Here is a 16,938-nt window from a genome sequence, read left to right on the forward strand (position 1 = left end):
GCTCCCACCCCAAGAGCTATAAGGGCAGACATAATTGATACCTCCATTCATAATTTATAAGAACATTTTACCATTTATTAAAAAATAGATGTATTTTTAATTAATCTATTTTACTAGCTTATTAGTTAATTTACTGATGATGTAATAAAAAGATTGTTTTAACGTAAAAAAGAGGGCGATAGATAACCCTCATAGCATACTTGGTGAACTAAATAGCAACGGAGTCGTGCGCCCATAAGGGCAGATAGAAAATCGCTGGATAGCAACAGCATAGGTTAAAATTCACAATTTAAACCTATCATCACCCAACTTATCCGAAGGGGAAACCTGACGGGGAGTGTAGCATGTTGTGGAAAGCCATAAGTTGACGAGACTACCACGTCACGACTGAATGGCAAGATGAACTTTGTAAACAAGGAAGAAGGCCAAACTGCTTGAACGATAGTCTAAGAGCGACCATTGCTGCGTATAGCGAAAGGTGACTGTAACGCTATAGGAAAAATAGGATTTCGTATATTGACTCTGTACGAAATTGAGTGAGTTCTTTTTCCCTCAACTACTGTAGGTAGTAACAGACGAAAGTCGCTTCCGACATTACAAAAAGCTATGTTTCTAAATGGGGATTACCTAAGTTGGAAAGCCAATTTGGCTATGGTTTATATAGAATCTGAATATCCAATAAGGTAACGGAGCTTTCGTAAGTCCGAGTAAGGGAAAGCCTTGTACATGGCGAAGGAAAGTAGTTTATCAAGTTTAATACCAACTTGGGTAAGTGTGGGAGGCATTATGAGAAATCCGACAGTAGTATTAAATAATCTATCTTCTAAAGCAGGTATAAAAGAATATCGTTTCAAACGATTATATAGAAACTTATATAATCAAGAGTTCTTCCTTAAAGCTTATTCAAAAATCTATGCAAAAGAAGGTAATATGACAGCAGGAACAGATGGTAGCACAATTGATGGCATGAGTCTGAAAAGGATCGAAACTATCATTACCAATCTAAAAGATGAAAGCTACAAACCATTACCTGTAAAACGTGTTTATATTCCAAAAAGCAATGGAGATAAAAGACCTCTTGGAATCCCAAGCTTCGAAGATAAACTGATTCAGGAAGTGGTCAGAGATTTACTCGAAGGAATCTATGAAGACACCTTTTCTAACAATTCATAGGGTTTCAGACCAAACAGAAGCTGTCACACAGCATTACTACAATGTAAAAATACTTTACATCATAGTAGATGGTTTGTAGAAGGCGACATCAAAGGCTTCTTCGATAATATAGACCACCATATTTTAATTAACATTCTTAGAAAAAGAATTGAAGATGAAAAATTTATTAATTTGATATGGAAGTTCCTAAAGGCAGGATATTTGGAAGATTGGAAGTTTCACAATACTTATAGTGGCACTCCGCGGGCACAATCTTTTTTAGAGGGAAAGAAATTCACCCAAAAACCACCTCGATTGCAGTTGGAACACAAAGAGTTCCCTGTGTTTTATCGTGGTAATATGTTCGAAAGAACATCTGATAACACTGCTCAAATCAAGATTTTCCATAAAAATGATTGGGTATGGATAGATGTAGAATTCAAAGGGCAGGATTTACATAAACGTGGCGTTTGGGAGTGGAAAGAATCTAGTCCTAAGCTTGTTAAGGTTGGGAAAAAGTACTTTCTCAATTTTACATACGAACACAAAGTAACATTAACTAAAACAAAATTAAAAGACCAAAAGATTTGTGCCATAGATCTTGGAATCACAAACTCTACGGTTTGTTCAGTTATGGATTCAACCGGAACTGTCTTGGCTCGAAAGTTTGTTAACCTGCCAAAAGAAAAAGACCGATTGTATTAGCAGACCATAATTTGGAACTATTTCTGCATATTCTCCTCCTTAAAATACTTTAGTTTTGTTTAACAATCTGGTTTTATCGTTTAATAGACAAACTTTTTATTAAACGTCGTATTGTAAAAGATATTATTCTCCAAAAATGTACGACAAAAGTTATTTGTTTCGGGCTGGCTAACATTTGGGTGAAGTATTATGAGGCCAGCCCATCCTCCTTTTTATATGTAAAATAACGAAAGGAGTAATATTTTCTAACAAGATAAAAAAACCTACTTCAAATTAAGTGCCTCTCTAGGAGGAGTCACAAAAAGATGTTACTGAAACTATAATAAACGCGTGAGGGTATATGAGAATGACAATATAAAGAATTAGCCTACTGTCAAAATTAAAGACAATTTAGTTAGATGCAGATATTGATGATTCTGTATCTGGAATTTGTGCTTCTCTGAAATAAGGTAATAGGAATCCTAAGAAAGATACTAAAATAATCCATACACCTGATATTATAAATAGAATTTGTACTCCAATAAAATCACCAAACCAACCAGCAGAAATTGTGCTAATAGGTATAGCAATTGTAGCAAAAGTTTGTAGTAACCCGTCGACTCTCCCTCTATATTGTGAAGAAACTAATGACATTCGTAGGGTATAGAGACTAACAGAGCTTATTGTAATACAAAAAGTTCTTAAGAACAGTAGAAACATTGTGAGAACTATCGTACTTGAGATTCCAATGAAAGCTGTACATAATCCAGCAATAAACCAGCCTAATAAAGTAATGTATCCAGGTCTAAATTTTTTTCCAATTCCACCTATTACTATTCCACCTACTATTCCACCTAATAAAGAAACTCCTTGCATTATTCCAAAAATAGATGGCCCACCATTTAGCTGATCATTAACAAGAGCTGGATATAATGGGCCGATAAAAGATGCAAGATTAAGTAATAAAAGAAGTAAAACAATAGATTTTAACATATTAAACTCTCTTATATATTCCCATCCCTGCACAATACTAGTGAATAATGATATTTTATTAGCAGTTTCTTGGATACTTTGTGCTTTTTGTACTTTAGGAATTTTTGCAATAGAAATACAAAATGCAACTATAAAAAATGTGATAGAATCTATCGATAAAGCCCATCCGCTCCCTACATAAGCAATAACAGATCCAGCTAACATGTTTCCTAAAAGTGCAGACAACCCTGTTATTGTAGATAAAATACCTGCTACACTTAATAAGTGTTTATTGCTTACTAAGTCTGGTAACAGGGAAGATTGGATTGGGGAAGAAAATATAGAAAGAGCATTTAAAATAAAAACTGATGTGAATGCTAGCCAAAGTGGTAAATAACCATTTATCAATACATAAGTTGCACAAAACAAAGTAACTAATCCCGAAGAAATATGAATGGAAACTAATAACTTTTTGCGATCAACGATATCAGTTAAAGCCCCAGCGATTGGGGAGAATAATGCTCCAGAAATGTGCCAGATAACGCCAATTAATGCGGTCTGCAATACAGACTGACTTTGTTCATATATAACCCACATAACAGCAAGATTAAAAAATGCGTCACCTACATTTGATATTACTCCACCAGTCAAAATAATCATCAACGTTTTATTTTTCAACAGAAGAAAAATTGGAAATTCTTTGTTGGTTTTGCTGACCATGATCAAAGGCCTCCATCTTCAAAATTACTTTGTAAGTATGTTTTTTGTACGAGTACTTATTAATTGATCCAAGGTGAAATTGAAATTGGTTGTTCGCTGTCCCATATTCGCTTGTAATAGACGATGCAAAAATAGTGCGATACCTGAAGAACCTGTTCCGAAGTCAGTTGAAGCCCTTAATAGTTGTTCTCCTGGATAAGCAATACCTTCAGGACGTTCAATTTTAAAAAGATTTATCCCTTTTGCGACTTTATTTGCCTCATAAAGATAACTTTCATCTTCAAAAATCTCGTATGCATCTATTAAGACATTACCTAGGCCTGAAAGTCCTTTAAATAAATTAGGGAAAACTGTAATGCTTCTTTTCGCATCATTTAACAATTTTTGTGCTATTTTATTATATCTTTCCTGTTTTGTTATAGACCAATATCTAAGTACAGCTGTTGCTACACCAGCACTCCCATCAGCCCAGTAATGACTTAAAACACTTTCCCTATTTTCCCCTTCATTTATTGTACCTCTTCTAGTAATTAAAAAACCTTCATCCGTCTCTTCTAAGTGTGAAATTTCAAATTCAAGCGCTCTTTTCCCTGTTACTAAATAATTTTCATCACCTGTTATTTCAGATAGATACAGTAGAAAAAGTGAAATTCCAGCGGATCCTTTTGCATAACTAGTCCATATATCACCATTATAATCGGGCCAATAATAGTTTCCGTTTGTATCCTCTTTTTTGGATTTATTTAACCAATCCCCAATCTTTACAGCGTTATCTAACCAAAGTTGATTTAATGTTTTATTATAAAAGTAAAGGCATGATAAACCAACACCAGATGCTCCACTGTATATCTCCGCATGGGTAAATAATAAAGGGTGTTGAAGACCGTTCGTTAGAACCTGTATAGCTCTTTCTTCCAAGCCTAACTCCCAAAGACCCCATGCGATACCTGATAAACCATAATATAAACCTGGAGAGTAGCTTTCATTAGTTATATTTTGCATGAGTATCCATGATTTTAATGAGCTGGAGGTTTCGCCATTAATTTTAGTAAGAGCATAACCAACTCCAACAGCACCGTGTGCTAGGTTAAGTGGGTTTGTAATAAAGACTTTGGGATCAGATGGAAATAGTCTATCACGTCTATTGTAGTCAGAACTAGATTCAATATTACTTACTATTTTTTTTAAATTTATTTGTTGTTCATTCATATTTAATTGATGTTCAAATATATTTTCAGCATTCCCATCAATACGAATAGTTATTTTATCGGTAATTGAACTTTCAATAGAGTTTTGTATTTCTTTTATAGCTGGCCTTTTATTTGCGTTCTCGTACATACATTTTTTTATTAGTAGCAAGATGGATTCTGATAACCCTAATCTTTTTCCCAATGAATCTATAAAAACTTCATTCTTAGATTGATCTAGCTCTAAAAGTTGATTCATGGGAAATAAGGTAGATAGCATAATAGCCCCTATTGAATATATATCACTTAACGGACCTTTATCATTGTCGTATTTAGACGAATATCCGGGAGTCCTAATGTCTGATGGCAAATCAGTCCCTATTTTCCATGCACCTTCAAGATCTATAAATTTAATAGAAATGGGACCATTCTCGCAAACCATTACATTTAAACTAGAAAGATCACCAATAATTATGTCTCTTTTATGAAATTCGTTAACTCCTTTTACGATTTGCAACCATATGTCTTTCACCATTTTTACATAACTATGGAAATTGTCTGAAGTTGGGTTAATCAATCTGAAAGGAGTCTTTCTTGTAACAAATGGGGCAAGGTTTGTTCCATCAATGAATTCTTCAATTAAGAAAAGGTGCTCCCATTCTTGTACTAAATCAATTGCTTTAGGAGTTATACCCTCACATTCCATTTCTTTTAATAAATCGTATTCTTTTTTTAACCTAGCGACTGCATCACTTCCATCTGCATATATAAAAGTATGAGGCCTTGCTTCTTTTATTAGCACTTTATTCCCTGATTTTAAGTCAATGCCTTCATATACACCGCCAGTATTGGAGAATTGAATAACTCTTTCAACTCTATACCTTCCATCCTTAAGAGTAGAATCTGTATTATTCATAATATTTTCATCTATAAAAGGATCTTTTACCCAATAAGGGAGGTTATAGTATGGCAATCGGTTATCAGGAATTAACTCTCCATCAGGAGTCATTATTTTATACTCTTGTTGTCCTAAGACATTAACCTTTTTCATTTCTTTAAAAGCACCATATCGGTAATATACAACATTTGAATCCTTATATCTCATATCAGATAAGATATACGGACCTTTGAATTCCTTTAAGTTCCAGTATAGCTTATCTATTATCTCTCTAAACTCTTTTTCATTACTGGGATAAATGGTGATAAACTTTCCACTAGATCCCCTATCCCTAGTCTTACTATTGGTAAAATTAACGATATATCTATCAGCTAAAAACTTAAAAGTGATGTTATTGGATATTAATATTGGTACTACTTTTTTTAATATATCCACACAGTTCCTGTGTGTGGCAGATATATGGATTTTCCACCCTTGAATTGGTATTTCTTTTGACTCGGGTGTACTAGCATGTAACCATACGCTATTTCTATTTATTGACCAATTGAAAGGTAAAAGGTTACGTACGGTCTTTAACAATTCATCATTTGGATGATAATATTGGGGCGACTCATAGTGATAGTCATGGAAGCTAAGATATTGATAAAGGTTATAGGTTTTATCAAATACCATTTATTTCTCCTCCTTTGGAAATAATTTATTATATGAAAAAAAAGTGAAAAATGAGGTTCTATATTAGAATTTTGTATTTGATAAGTTAAAAATTAGTAAACCATTCAGGAGCTCATTTAAAGCCACTGAATGGTTCTGCAAGATTAGCTTGGTAAATACCCTTCCACAAAGGCAACTATTAGTGTCTCATGCAACTACCAGTGTCACATGATGAAATACTCAATGCATCTGGACCAATACTTTGCATTTCCATGCGTTGTAAACCAAGAATGTTTGACATAGTTATTCACCTCCATAGTTAATTTTTTTGATACCATTTTCTTTACTTAATTGGTATCTGACACAATTCTACAAATAATTTGAATATTTGTGAAATGAGTATTTTTCATGAAAGTAATGAAGATTTTTCATGTTCTATTAAGTTCTCTTTCAAAATTACTTAATTTGTTTATTAGGTTCCTTTGTAATTCTTAAAAATATAGCATTAGTAGTCATAGAAGGGTAAAGGGGAAGGGGTAGTAACTTTGACGAGATTTCTTTCAAAGATAAAGGTTTACTACATGGGGGCAAGGCTTCATGATAATGCAAGAGTTGGATTTGTATTCATCAGACTGGGGATTTGCAAACCTGAATCCAATGGTAAGAGCATTTGGGCTGAAAAGGGACCGAAAAGCAAAATGTAAGTCTTGTCTTTTTCTCACAAACGAACATGGAGAGACAAGATGTATATATAGAACCCCTATTTATACATGATCCAGGACTAAGAGCTTGTTCCAGGTATCTAAATAGAAAAAAGCAGAGGGAGTGGATCAAAAATGAAAAAGCTGAATGTTAATATAGGGAACATTATCAAAATTGAAATATATTTGTTAGTACTGCTTGGACCAGCAACCATACAGATTGCTCATTTTTTGTAATTTAAGGGATTCCCCTAATCATAAAAGGCTCTTTTCGTAAACATTGTTGCTTTCTTGCCTAGAAAGCTTGTACTTGGCTTTCTCCTTTAGCGACATCCAGGCCACTGACTGGATCCATAATGTATCACTTCCTATAATGTATTTGCCGGTAGCCCCCTAACATAACTTGTAGTATCATAGCTTCGCTTGTTATACGGGTCTATGCCCCAACCAGCCTCAAACATGTTTCTACAAGTAGGAGGTGAACAGTATTGCCGACGGGATCAAGTCCCAATGGCGCTAGCGTTCTACCCCGACTACCTTAAGATTAATACCTATTAAAAATAGGTCAACCAGAAATGTTACTGGCTGACCTCATAATACGATATGGCGCAAGAATATAGTAAACGCTATCCCGGCTACGCTATAGAAAAAGATAACCAGAAATGATATGCTCCCCTTAAGGTAGACAGATTAAAAAATAAAATCTGATTACCTTAAGGGGCTTTTTTATTTTGCATTTTTTAAGCTATCGAACAGAATATATGTTCGTTTATAATGTAAATAAATGCAGTTATAAGGAGCATAGATTATGTTAGATGGAATGACAAAAACAGAAATAAAAATGTTGGAGAAAGAGCAGAAAGTGTTAAAAGCTATAGAAAAATATCTAAAGCTTTATAATCGTACACCGAGCATGAGAGAGATCAGGCGAATGACTGAAATAAAATCGTTAGCTACTGTGTACGATGCTCTCAAGAGACTGCAGGAAAAAGATGTATTAAGTTGGGAGCCCAAAAAACATAAAACAATAGAGATAGTAGAGAAATAATGCCTTACTACTTGATTAAGGCTTTTTATTTTGAGTTTAGTTATACACAGTACGTTAACGAAAAGAGAATTTTGTCTGAGGTCGTTTAACACTATCAATCACAATGGACATTTAATAGCAATAAATTCAAACTACATAAGCGAATTTTCCTTTTCCGTCAGGTGTAAATTCGATATCAATTGGAGTTTCTCCTCCAGAAATCTGAATGGCAGTAGTAACCGAATGAGTTTTTACATCAATTGCTGATACCAGACCAGGAACAGAATCATTTACCACATAAGCAAGTGTTCCGTTTGGAGTAAAGGCGATATCATTCGGAAATCCTCCTGCAAAAATCTGAACCGTAGCAATAACTCTATGGTTTTTCACATCATTGACAGATAAATTACTAATAGCATCACCCGCAATCACGTAAGCAAATTTTCCATAGGGTGTGAATGCTAAGGCTCGTGGAGTTCTTCCAATTCTCACAGTTGCAATTAAGGTATGCGTTTTCACACCTATCACTGAAACGGTTTTTCCCACGCTAATGTTCATACAGCATATTGTGTAATCTATGTGGCTATATCTGTAAAGTGTTCCTCTTATATTGAGGTACGAAAATCCGATTGTTATACTACTTTTGAAAAAACATGGCTATGTATTACGATGAACGAAAGGAGGTTGACATTTGAAAATTAAACTTGACATTAGTAATGAGCGTTATGATGAAATCAAATCTGCACTTGAAGAACGAGGAATTGAAATAGATGATTCTGCCGACTTGGTATTAAGTGAAACCAACAGCTTCCTTGATGTTCTGACTGTGAGAGAAAAAGGAACAAAAGCTCGGATCATTTTATCGGTAGAGGACATTATTTGTATCGAATCGTTCGGTCATGCAGTTGAGGTACAAACACAAGAAGGACTATATCAAGCTACCGACCGATTATACCGAATTGTCAGTTTGCTTGACCCAACAAAATTTTTGCGTATAAGTAACTCTGTTGTAATTGCAAGAAATAAGGTTAAACGAATTACACCTACTCTTTCGTCGAAGTTTATCCTTACATTGACTAATGGTAAAAGTGTTGATGTAACAAGAAGCTATTACTACATTTTTAAAGAAAATTTCGGAATATAAAGGAGTCGATTACATGAATTTTCCTACTTTTTTGAATTATCCTACTTTTTTTCTCGCACTGTTTGCAATTGTAATTATATTAGTTGCTACCGTTATTGTTTATTTTCAAGTCTATAAACGGCATATTAATAAGGCTTTAGGAACAACCGAGGGCAAGCGTACTTCAATGGTTCCTCCAAATAGAGTCGCTATTGTTATGACCATAATAGTTTTAATCATTGGCATATTCATCAGCTATATTGCGGGATATGCTAATGCCAAAGATGATGCTTGGGTGATGTCACATTCTGATATTCAGACATTCTATGCAGAAGTAAAAGAAGTAGGCGAGAAAACTTTATTGGTTGATGGTATTTCCCTCAATGATGAGAATTACCGTGGTGAGTTTCAATATGATATATGGGGAGAAGTGAGTATATATCGACAGGATGCTGTTATCCGACTTTCTGATTTGTCAGAAGGTGATTTGGTTTCAATCACACTATTAACCGACCGCACAGGCATTACAAATATCTTCAAAATTCAGCTGTTAGCTGATAAGAACCTCAATATGGGTAGAAGAACTGTAAGGTAATTAGGAGAAAAATTGAGATTATCAATAAAAATAAACCTGTACCCTTTAGAGAAGGCAAGAAAATCTTTAAAGGGTTATTTATGTATAAAATAGAAAAAAGAGACGGTTTCAGATTATATATGATGTAGCCGCATACCCTCAAAGGAACGGCTGTAGAGGGTAGATGAACAAAAAATCGCACCTATTTTGGTAGTGACCGCTAAAAGTTAGACGCGTTATTAAATTTAGATTGCCCGTATTCAATAAATCTCTGAAAATTACTTGAGTTGTCCATGTGAATATAGTACAATTTACTCAAATATTAGAAATTCGTTCCTATTTTGTTCAAAATTGAATAAGAGAAGAACTACTGTCAAAAGGCAGGGTTTGAAGTTAACACTTTTTTAAGTGTATCTTCATGCCCTGCCTTTTTTAATTTCTTTAATTACCAAAAAACACTAATTAATGGAGGCGAAACATGGAATTAACACAAGGAAAATCAAACAGTATCATTCCTGAATTTCAAACTATCTTTTCAGAGGTGGGAGTAAACGCATCAATCATTGAGCTACTATCAGCTCATACCAAAGAAGAACAAAAGGAGATATTTGAAACATTTAAGCCAATTTTTGAGGATGAAATGACGTTTGTATTAACAGTCTATCAGCTTCAAAAACAAGAAAAAATGAAAATATTAAATTAAGTGCATTTACTTAAACTCGCAAGGAGGTAGGGGTAGTTGGAAAAACATAAGAGGATTTGTTTTGCTGTAGGTGTGATTGTATTGACCGTTTCCATTGCTGCAAAAGTAAACGCTGATAAGCAGAGTCATTTCACACCATCACCAGTTAGCTCAGGAAATATCTATGAATCAAATACCCTTTAAGCTGGTATTGATAAGGTTTGGTTTATTAATCATCCAGTTGCTCTTAGTACCATTATCATTCATGCAACTGAAGTGGAGTAGTGAAGGAAAAGGTAGCATAATTTTATCGGCTATAACAATGGTAATCGCATTATTGTTGTACGTCACTTACAAATATTATAAACGATCATTCATAAACATTTTTACTCTATTAAATAGCTTTGGGGCAATCAGTATTCTTTACATTACTGAAAGACAAGATACATTATTCTCGCATTTATTGTTCATTCTTATACTTGTTTCATCATTTGGAATCAGCATCTTAATCTTAGTCGTCCAGAACCGTAGTGGTAAAAATAAATTGCGATTCGTTGTAGATAAGCCTAAAACGATATCCGAGCGTAAGACTGATTTTATGAACAATCACACTCAGTTAAAAGAAATATGGAACAACAGGAAAGAGAACGGTTTAATCAAACCAATTTACTTAGCATTCTTTACTGAACAAGAAGAGGAACATGATTCAATCACTTTTATATTAGGGGAGGGAGTGGAATACAATAGCAAAACCTTCAGAAAAGAAAAGTCTTAGTTGGGGAAGAGACGATGCGTTTACTCATACATTAATTGTTGGTCCAACAAGGTGTGGTAAAACAGCAACTATTCTTAAGCCAATTATCTATCAAATATTAGATTCAAAACGTAAAGGAAGAAAAGTAGGTCTCTCAGTCATTGAACCAAAAGGGGATGTGGCTGCAATGGTTAAAGAGATTTGCACTTGGATGGAAATTGATTGTGTTCACATAGACCCAACAATCCCTAATAGTGATCGCTTAAATGTCATGCAGGGTGATAAAGACGATGTAGCAGAGGCAACAGTGGCTGTCTTAAAATCACTATTCGGTAAACAGGAGGCCTTCTTCGCAACAGTGCAGGAGTTGTCTACTCGTAAAATCACATTGATGTTAAAGGAACTATACGGAGACAACATGGATATCACAGATGTGTTAACAAATCTACGAGATCCATATGTATTAGAGAAAAACATCCATAAACTACAAGAAAAACAAGGTAACACAGAGCTAGTCAAATTCTTCACTCATGAGCTGTTAGGAAGCCTTAAAGATAAATACCAACAATTAATTATTGGTTTACGTGCACAGATGGAGAATATTACTTCAAATGACCATTTAAAAAGAGTAATTACAGGTAAGAGCACTTTTAGCATTGATGAACATTTTGAAATTGGTGGTGTTCTTGCGGTAAACACTGCTCTTGGAAAGCTTGGAAAAGCGGGTGATGCATTCGGTCAATTTGTTGCGATGCACCTACAATTAGGTACATTTAGACGAAAAGGTACTGAAAAAACGAGGGTAGATCACTACATGATTATAGATGAATATAGTCGCTATATTAATCCAGATGTTGAACGGTGGTTATCTATATCAGCCGAGTATCGAGTTGCAGGGATGTTTGCGATTCAGTCAATTGCACAGCTGGAGGTAGAGGCTGGTCAATTAAGTGGGAAGGCTATGAAACAAGCAATCTTAACATCAACAAGAAACAAAATCATATTTGGTGGATTATCTTCCAATGATGCTAAAGAATTAGCGCAAGAACTTGGACAAGACAGGGTGGTTTACAAGAATAAATTATATTCAGGTAATCCGCTAAAAAGCCTAATCCCTAAAGGATATAGTATCAAAGAAGAAGACAAAGATCGCTTTCCATATACATTATTGATGGATGGGCTACCGAGATTTCATTTTGTCCATAAGCTTCTGCAAGATGGACATCCTCAACCACCAGGTATAGCATTAGGAACATTTTTACCTCGTGATTGGAAAGAACTAATTATTAAAGAGGATGTACATCGTATTTCACAAGAGGAACAGAAGAAAGCGAAGTTAGTAGGTCAAGAGAATAGTAGTAGTAATGATAATAAGAACAAAAATAGAAGGAAAGAGGTTGTCTTTAATCTAAAACCGAAAAATGATCCATTCTTAGATGATCCATTTGAGGAACCAGTTGAAGATAACAATAAGCAAAATGAAAAAACAGTTCTTTCTCCAGTTGCTGTTGAAACATCGACAGAACCAACTGAAGATAGTGAAGTTGATAATTCAAGTAAGGATATAGAAGAAAAGCAAAAACCAAAAGAACCAGTTGCTTTATTAAAAGATCAAGACGATGACTTTTGGTAAACAAACCTAAAATTGAAGGGATGGATTAGATGAATAAAGCACTAATGGTAACTGCAATACCAGCGGCAGCGCTTGTCGGAACAGCTTTAATGCCTGATGCAGCTGCTGCATCTGAAAATGTACAAGGTGATTCAGAAGTTCAAGAACAACCGGGGTTCGTTGCAGGTGATGCTCAAGAAATAGTAGAGGAATTAGTAAAAGTAGATCCAGTAACTGAAACAACACCAGCCAATGGAGCTGAGCAACCTGATAATGAAGATGAAGACATTTCAAATCAACAGGAAGAATTCTCAAGTGAAAAATCAGTTGAATCGTTTGCCTTTACTGAATTAGTCGAAGAAGAGGAACAACCTACTGATAATGAACTAGTACAAGAAAAGGTTGATAATGATACTGGAACAATTAGTAGCCAAGAGTCTGAAAAGGCTGAAAATCAAGAAGTGCTTAAAGATAATGATGAATCACAAGGAATATCTGAACAACAACTTACTACTCCTAAAAAAGTGGTACCACCATCAATTACCGAAGACAATAGTGAAGTACAAAGCCAAACCATAGATAGCTTTGTTGATGAAAACACAGGTATCACACTAACTGTCTCGGCATTAAAAGTAAATGAGGATTTAAACGCTGATTCAGATGAAACGGAATCAACTAATAACACAGACATTAGTAATGAAAGTGAAGTAGACTCTTCTGAAGATGATTCTGCGGATAAAAATGACGAATCTATTGATGAAAAAGTAGACCAAACCGCTGAAGAGGTGTACTTAGAGGATAAAAAAGAAGAATATGAACAATACTCTGAGGCATTTGACACAGAATATGTAGCTCCAAATGAAGATGAGTTAAGTAATATAAAAATAATAGAGAGTGAAAGTAGGAAATTACGTCAACTGACACACGAAGAAGCGTTAGCTTATAATCCACTTCATCATGTCAATACAAAACGTGATTCACTGATATTAGATGCAGTCGCAAAAGAAAGAGCTGGAGATCCTGAAGCATGGATTGAGTATAGGAAATTTGCATATAAGCAGTCTCCTTACAATTTTGAAATCGTTGATGGCAAGCCAGTTTACAATAAGTTTTACTACGGAGAGTTAATTGAACATACAATCCAAGTTATAACACAGGCTGAGATGGAAGAGGACGAGGAAAAAGCGAATATTTGGAAAGAGGCTTTAAATGAACGTTTAGACGAATTTAAGAATGCTCCTGGGCAAGTGCCGTATGTAGTCGGATTAAATCATAATGAATCTCTCGCAAAAGAATATGATGTTGAAATGGCTGATATGAGCGTATGGGTGAATCCAAAACAACTGTGGCTGAAAGAAAGAAAAATGTGGTGGGATAATCCTTTATTTGCTGAACAACCAGAGTTATTAGACCAGTCATTAACTGCAGCTTTCGTCCATGGCACGGACATTAATCAAATTAATCCTACAAAAACTGAACTAGCACTAGTGAAAAATATAAATGAAGGTGGAGAATAGAAATGATGAATGACGCACACTTAGATGTATTAATTGAAGGTTATGATGCAAATAAAGCACTAAAGATGGAAGAGGATATTTCTGAAAAAGCGTGGAGAGAAATATATAGTTCTCGTCAAAACTCAACGATCTTACAAGCTGATGTGATTGGACTTGAAGACAAAATATACTCTGACAAGGTTAAGGAGAAAAAACCATGTGCAATTATTCAAATTGGTTTCATTCGTGGCTTTGTTCCGATTGATTTCTCAGGAGTACAAACGAAAGATGAGCTAAGGGATCTCGTAGGTACAGCAATTGCATTCAAAGTAATTGCTATAGATAGAGAGAATGAGATTTTTGTAGCATCACGTGATGCTGCACTTGAGCACATGGCAAATATAACGATAAAAAAATTAAAGAAGGACAAAATCGTATTATCTGTAATTCGTAAAGTTGGTCAAAGGGATTTACAAGTAGATATTGGTGGTATTAAGGCTGAAATTCCTATCACAGAAGTGGATTATGGCTGGGTAGATAACTTAGAGGAAAGATATAAAGCTGGCGATCATATAAACGTAAAAATAATAGAAGTAGATAAAGACAATAAACAGGTTAAGGTAAGTGCAAAAGCAGCTAAACCAAATCATTGGTCACAAATATCAAAGCAGTTTAGTGTAAAATCTGAATATGTTGGTAAAGTAAGCGGTGTTACTGATTATGGTACTTTTGTAAACCTAGCTGCTGGGGTGGATGCACTAGTCCCTCATTTACGCCATGAATCCGTTAAAAAAGGTCAAAAGGTTTTAATACGTATTTCAAGTATTAATGCGGAAGAACAAAAAATTAACGGACGTATTATTCGGATTGTAGGATAATGACAAAGATAAGCCCATTTTCTTGTACTCATGATTATAAAGTGTATTGGAATCCTATAGATACAAATGAAGAACCTTCTTCCGCTGGTTTTATATATAGTAGTGATGAGGAAAAAGAAATGTTGAGGCAAGTTGGTAGTATAGGTGTAATTGGGCAAATACAGCTTTCACGTATCTTTTTAAACAATCAAAAAGCTAAACTAAATAAACTGCTTGACTTAAAAAAAGTGAGACAACACTTGTTACAGAAGGGGAATCAACAAATTCCAATCTATACATTAGGCTATGTTGGTTTAAACAATATTGATAGGTTGGATAGGATTAATCAGTTTAAGGATTTTACAAAGGATCAAATATTGCAAAAGCTAGTATTTGCTAATCTTTTCAGTGAGTTTAAAAAAAATAATTCTGAAGCGAAAGTACATGAGGCAATTGATGGTCCATATACAGGCATTATTGAAAATAACGAAAAAATGTATCATGTTATCGTAGTTCGAGGTAATGAGTCAGAAATAGAAAATCATTTTAAGTACGAACAACCTAAAGAGCGAGTATTGATTGTTGTTGAATCTCTATCGTTTGTTACACCAATAATAGATTCCGTTAAAGAATATTCAAAACAGATTCGCGTAACGACGGATCTTGATATGAGAGATGGATTTCAGAATATGTTTTATAAGTTCTTTGATGGTTCATTAATAAAAGAAAAGGAACTTTCAGAGCTAAAGTTAAAAAATTAAGAGGATATAACATATATTACATGTCTAAATGTGGCTTTAAAACAAAGATTGATTATTTGTAAAAAAGTTCGATAACTTATAAAAAAGATTGATCAAAAATCCTGTTGAAAGGTTAGCAGGATTTTTTTCTTATTCCATAAAAGGGCCATATTGTGGAATAACAAGTTTTTTTGATTAATTATTTAGTAGGTTATAACTTGCAGGAACTGGCTTAATTAGCTGAATCATACTTTATAAAACCATATCAAATCCCATCATTTCTATCTGGTAATTAAATATAACAAAAGGAAAGTTTAATAAGAACTGTCTTTTTACATGATACGAAATTATTTTGGGAATGCTGTTAATCCCACTATAAATCCTGGCCCTAATAGTGTAACTTTTGTAAGGATCATGGCAAGCTCTTTTGGGGTCTTATCGATGTCATTCTCCAACCACATCTGTATTACACCAAGATTGGCCGAACTTACATAAGCGAAAAAGTAGTCATGCGAAATGATTAATTCTCTGGTTCGCAACTGGTTCTCGAGACTATTGAACATATGTCGTTTTATAACGTCTTTAAATTTACGTTGAAAAGTTGGGTTGCCATTAGGTCCTAAGAGGATTTTTAGGAAGCGTGCATGTCTCGCAAAAAATTCGGCTAATTTTAGCACATGTGGCAATGGTTCTTCCCGATTTATATAGCTTAGAGGGTTAATTGGATCAGCAAATTCCGTACCCTTAATGGTTTCGGAAATTCCCTCGAATAGTTCATTTTCACATTGCTCCAGAAAGTCATATTTATCATGATAATGAATGTAAAAAGTTCCTCGATTAATATCAGCTTTCTTTGTCAATTCATTCACAGATATCCCTTCTAACCCCTTTTCTTCCATAAGTTCCGTCAGAGCATCACGCAGCATTTTCTTTGTTCTGATTACTCGTTTGTCTACAGTTTTCTCGGACATATAGATCACCTCCATAAGAAAATTCACAATGTTAATCAACACAATTAATTGAATTGTCAACTAAAGGGCATTGTATAATTTATTGTTTATTGAACTTAGTATACAAGTAATTAATAATGAACACAAAGAACATTAAT

Annotated in this window: 14 protein-coding genes and 1 pseudogene; 11 read left to right on the forward strand and 4 right to left on the reverse strand. The window is 34.4% G+C overall.

Annotation, left to right across the window (positions count from 1 at the left end; all coding sequences use genetic code 11):
* Window positions 1–786: 786 nt before the first annotated feature.
* Window positions 787–1,419 (forward strand): annotated as a pseudogene (locus SLH52_RS21055) (reverse transcriptase domain-containing protein); the annotation flags it as partial.
* Between the two features lie 828 nt (window positions 1,420–2,247).
* Here SLH52_RS21055 and SLH52_RS21060 read toward each other — a convergent pair.
* Window positions 2,248–3,528: an MFS transporter gene (locus SLH52_RS21060; protein ID WP_320211166.1), complete on the reverse strand. Its 1,281-nt coding sequence runs from the start codon at window positions 3,526–3,528 to the stop codon at window positions 2,248–2,250.
* A 24-nt stretch (window positions 3,529–3,552) separates the two neighbouring features.
* Window positions 3,553–6,285, reverse strand: coding sequence for a class III lanthionine synthetase LanKC (lanKC, locus tag SLH52_RS21065; RefSeq protein WP_320211167.1), 2,733 nt, complete (start codon window positions 6,283–6,285; stop codon window positions 3,553–3,555).
* A 1,488-nt stretch (window positions 6,286–7,773) separates the two neighbouring features.
* Here lanKC and SLH52_RS21070 point away from each other — a divergent pair.
* Window positions 7,774–8,013, forward strand: coding sequence for a hypothetical protein (locus SLH52_RS21070; RefSeq protein WP_320211168.1), 240 nt, complete (start codon window positions 7,774–7,776; stop codon window positions 8,011–8,013).
* Window positions 8,014–8,139: 126 nt separating this feature from the next.
* On the opposite strand, the gene SLH52_RS21075 is transcribed toward SLH52_RS21070, so the two are convergent.
* On the reverse strand, window positions 8,140–8,520 hold the full coding sequence (locus SLH52_RS21075; protein ID WP_320211169.1) for a hypothetical protein: 381 nt from the start codon (window positions 8,518–8,520) through the stop codon (window positions 8,140–8,142).
* A gap of 163 nt (window positions 8,521–8,683) precedes the next feature.
* Here SLH52_RS21075 and SLH52_RS21080 point away from each other — a divergent pair, with 163 nt between their 5' ends.
* From SLH52_RS21080 to SLH52_RS21120, 9 genes are all read left to right on the forward strand, one after another.
* On the forward strand, window positions 8,684–9,136 hold the full coding sequence (locus SLH52_RS21080; RefSeq protein WP_320211170.1) for a LytTR family DNA-binding domain-containing protein: 453 nt from the start codon (window positions 8,684–8,686) through the stop codon (window positions 9,134–9,136).
* A gap of 13 nt (window positions 9,137–9,149) precedes the next feature.
* Window positions 9,150–9,710, forward strand: coding sequence for a hypothetical protein (locus tag SLH52_RS21085; protein WP_320211171.1), 561 nt, complete (start codon window positions 9,150–9,152; stop codon window positions 9,708–9,710).
* Between the two features lie 457 nt (window positions 9,711–10,167).
* Window positions 10,168–10,392, forward strand: a complete 225-nt coding sequence (locus tag SLH52_RS21090; RefSeq protein ID WP_320211172.1) for a hypothetical protein — start codon at window positions 10,168–10,170, stop codon at window positions 10,390–10,392.
* 36 nt (window positions 10,393–10,428) lie between these two features.
* A complete protein-coding gene (locus SLH52_RS21095; protein ID WP_320211173.1) occupies window positions 10,429–10,575 on the forward strand; it encodes a hypothetical protein in 147 nt (48 codons plus the stop codon).
* A complete protein-coding gene (locus SLH52_RS21100; RefSeq protein WP_320211174.1) occupies window positions 10,556–11,146 on the forward strand; it encodes a hypothetical protein in 591 nt (196 codons plus the stop codon). The genes SLH52_RS21095 and SLH52_RS21100 overlap by 20 nt, the downstream gene beginning before the upstream one ends.
* Window positions 11,115–12,758, forward strand: a complete 1,644-nt coding sequence (locus tag SLH52_RS21105; RefSeq protein WP_320211216.1) for a type IV secretory system conjugative DNA transfer family protein — start codon at window positions 11,115–11,117, stop codon at window positions 12,756–12,758. Before SLH52_RS21100 ends, SLH52_RS21105 begins: the two co-directional genes overlap by 32 nt.
* Window positions 12,759–12,787: 29 nt before the next feature.
* Window positions 12,788–14,254, forward strand: a complete 1,467-nt coding sequence (locus tag SLH52_RS21110) for a hypothetical protein (protein WP_320211175.1) — start codon at window positions 12,788–12,790, stop codon at window positions 14,252–14,254.
* A gap of 2 nt (window positions 14,255–14,256) precedes the next feature.
* On the forward strand, window positions 14,257–15,111 hold the full coding sequence (locus tag SLH52_RS21115; protein ID WP_320211176.1) for a S1 RNA-binding domain-containing protein: 855 nt from the start codon (window positions 14,257–14,259) through the stop codon (window positions 15,109–15,111).
* Window positions 15,111–15,851, forward strand: coding sequence for a hypothetical protein (locus SLH52_RS21120; RefSeq protein WP_320211177.1), 741 nt, complete (start codon window positions 15,111–15,113; stop codon window positions 15,849–15,851). Before SLH52_RS21115 ends, SLH52_RS21120 begins: the two co-directional genes overlap by 1 nt.
* A 326-nt stretch (window positions 15,852–16,177) precedes the next feature.
* Here SLH52_RS21120 and SLH52_RS21125 read toward each other — a convergent pair whose 3' ends face one another.
* The gene (locus SLH52_RS21125) at window positions 16,178–16,801 is read right to left on the reverse strand and encodes a TetR/AcrR family transcriptional regulator (RefSeq protein ID WP_320211178.1); all 624 of its coding nucleotides are present in this window, start codon (window positions 16,799–16,801) and stop codon (window positions 16,178–16,180) included.
* Window positions 16,802–16,938 lie beyond the last annotated feature (137 nt).

Source organism: Cytobacillus sp. IB215665, from assembly GCF_033963835.1.
Classification (GTDB): domain Bacteria; phylum Bacillota; class Bacilli; order Bacillales; family SM2101; genus Nanhaiella.

Bases quoted from the DNA above. Each gene is read 5' to 3' on its own strand.
- SLH52_RS21060 (WP_320211166.1), bottom strand. From the start codon at position 3,528: ATGGTCAGCAAAACCAACAAAGAATTTCCAATTTTTCTTCTGTTGAAA.
- lanKC (WP_320211167.1), bottom strand. From the start codon at position 6,285: ATGGTATTTGATAAAACCTATAACCTTTATCAATATCTTAGCTTCCAT.
- SLH52_RS21070 (WP_320211168.1), top strand. From the start codon at position 7,774: ATGTTAGATGGAATGACAAAAACAGAAATAAAAATGTTGGAGAAAGAG.
- SLH52_RS21085 (WP_320211171.1), top strand. From the start codon at position 9,150: ATGAATTTTCCTACTTTTTTGAATTATCCTACTTTTTTTCTCGCACTG.
- SLH52_RS21090 (WP_320211172.1), top strand. From the start codon at position 10,168: ATGGAATTAACACAAGGAAAATCAAACAGTATCATTCCTGAATTTCAA.
- SLH52_RS21100 (WP_320211174.1), top strand. From the start codon at position 10,556: ATGAATCAAATACCCTTTAAGCTGGTATTGATAAGGTTTGGTTTATTA.
- SLH52_RS21110 (WP_320211175.1), top strand. From the start codon at position 12,788: ATGAATAAAGCACTAATGGTAACTGCAATACCAGCGGCAGCGCTTGTC.
- SLH52_RS21115 (WP_320211176.1), top strand. From the start codon at position 14,257: ATGATGAATGACGCACACTTAGATGTATTAATTGAAGGTTATGATGCA.
- SLH52_RS21120 (WP_320211177.1), top strand. From the start codon at position 15,111: ATGACAAAGATAAGCCCATTTTCTTGTACTCATGATTATAAAGTGTAT.
- SLH52_RS21125 (WP_320211178.1), bottom strand. From the start codon at position 16,801: ATGTCCGAGAAAACTGTAGACAAACGAGTAATCAGAACAAAGAAAATG.